This window comes from Methylobacterium sp. E-005 (assembly GCF_022829725.1).
Lineage (GTDB): Bacteria > Pseudomonadota > Alphaproteobacteria > Rhizobiales > Beijerinckiaceae > Methylobacterium.
Genome location: NZ_JAKSYG010000170.1, coordinates 1 through 1,624, shown reverse-complemented (window position 1 = coordinate 1,624; position 1,624 = coordinate 1). Strand labels below are relative to the sequence as shown.

The 1,624-nt window shown below is 67.0% G+C and carries 2 protein-coding genes; both read left to right on the top strand.

The window, feature by feature from the left end; translation table 11 throughout:
• A partial coding sequence (locus MKK88_RS18175; RefSeq protein WP_244002139.1) for a zinc-dependent alcohol dehydrogenase occupies positions 1–1,113 on the top strand: 1,113 nt, incomplete at its 5' end.
• 17 nt (positions 1,114–1,130) lie between these two features.
• Positions 1,131–1,624, top strand: a 494-nt coding sequence (locus MKK88_RS18170; protein ID WP_244002137.1) for a hypothetical protein, incomplete at its 3' end; no start/stop codon positions are given.

The following is a 1,624-nucleotide window of genomic DNA, read 5'->3' as shown; positions in this document are numbered from 1 at the left end:
ATCGAGGACGGGCGCGACGCCATCATCAAGGTCACGAGCTGCGCGATCTGCGGCTCCGACCTGCACCTGTTCCACAACTTCATCCCCGCCATGCTGCCGGGCGACGTCATGGGCCATGAGACCATGGGCGAGGTCGTCGAGACCGGGCGCGGCCTCAACGGCAAGGTGAAAAAGGGCGACCGCGTGGTGGTGCCGTTCACCATCGTCTGCGGCGAGTGCGACCAGTGCAAGCGCGGCTACTTTTCCGTGTGTCAGAAAAGCAACCGCAAGAAGCACCTCGCCGAGAAGGTCTTCGGCCACACCACCGCGGGTCTGTTCGGCTACACGCATCTCACCGGCGGCTATCCAGGCGGTCAGGCCGAGTACCTGCGCGTGCCGTTCGCCGATACGACGGTTCAGAAGGTGCCCGAGGGCATCCCCGACGAGAAGCTGCTGTTCCTCTCGGACATCTTCCCGACCGGCTGGCAGGCCGCCGTGCAGGCCGACATCCAGCCCACCGACACCGTGGCGATCTGGGGCTGCGGGCCGGTCGGCCAGATGGCGATCCGCTCGGCCATCCTCCTCGGCGCCGAACAGGTGGTCGCGATCGACTGTCTGCCGGAGCGGCTGGAGATGGCCGAGGCGGGCGGCGCCATCACGATCAACTTCGAGACCGAGAGCGTCGTCGAGCGGCTCAACGAGCTGACCGGCGGCGAGGGCCCGGAGAAGTGCATCGACTGCATCGGCATGGAGAGCCACGTCAGCCCCGCCATGCCCGATACGGTCTACGACCGGGCCAAGCAGATCCTCCTGGCCGAGAGCGACCGGCCGCACGTGTTGCGGGAGATGATCTACGTGTGCCGGCCGGGCGGCCTGATCTCGATCCCGGGCGTCTATGGCGGTCTTGTCGACAAGATCCCGATGGGCGCGGCCATGAACAAGGGCCTGACCTTCCGCATGGGCCAGACTCACGTTCAGCGCTGGACCGGCGATCTCCTGCGCCGGATCGAGGAGGAGCAGATCGACCTCTCCTTCGTCATCACGCACGAGGCCCCGCTCGACAAGGGACCCGAGATGTACCGGACGTTCCGGGACAAGCAGGACAGCTGCATCAAGGTCGTTCTCAAACCCTGACACGCGAGAGGGAGATCATGACGAACATTTCAAGCCTCGCGGGCCTTTCGAACATCACGCGATCCAAGGGCGATCCGAAGGTCCTGCGCTCCGGTCCGAGTTCGCGCGGCGTGCCGGACAGCCTCGCCAAGGGTCTCGGCTGGTTCAGCCTCGGCCTGGGTCTCACCGAACTCCTGGCACCCCGGAGCATCACCCGGGCGCTCGGCATGGAGGGCAAGGAGGCGCTAATTCGCGTCTACGGCGCCCGGGAGATCGGCAGCGGCATCCTTGCGCTGTCGGTCGACAAGAACCTCGGCCTGTGGAGCCGGGTCGCCGGGGACGGGCTCGACATCGCGACCGTGCTGACGGCACTGCGGCCGGGCAACCCGAAGCGCGACAATGTCGTGATCGCCCTGGCCCTGCTGCTGGGCATCACGGCGGTCGACCTGATCGACGCTCAGGCCAGCACGGCCCGGCACAGCCGTGCGGTGGGTCGGAAGCGCTCCTATCGGGATCGCAGCGGCTTCCCGCG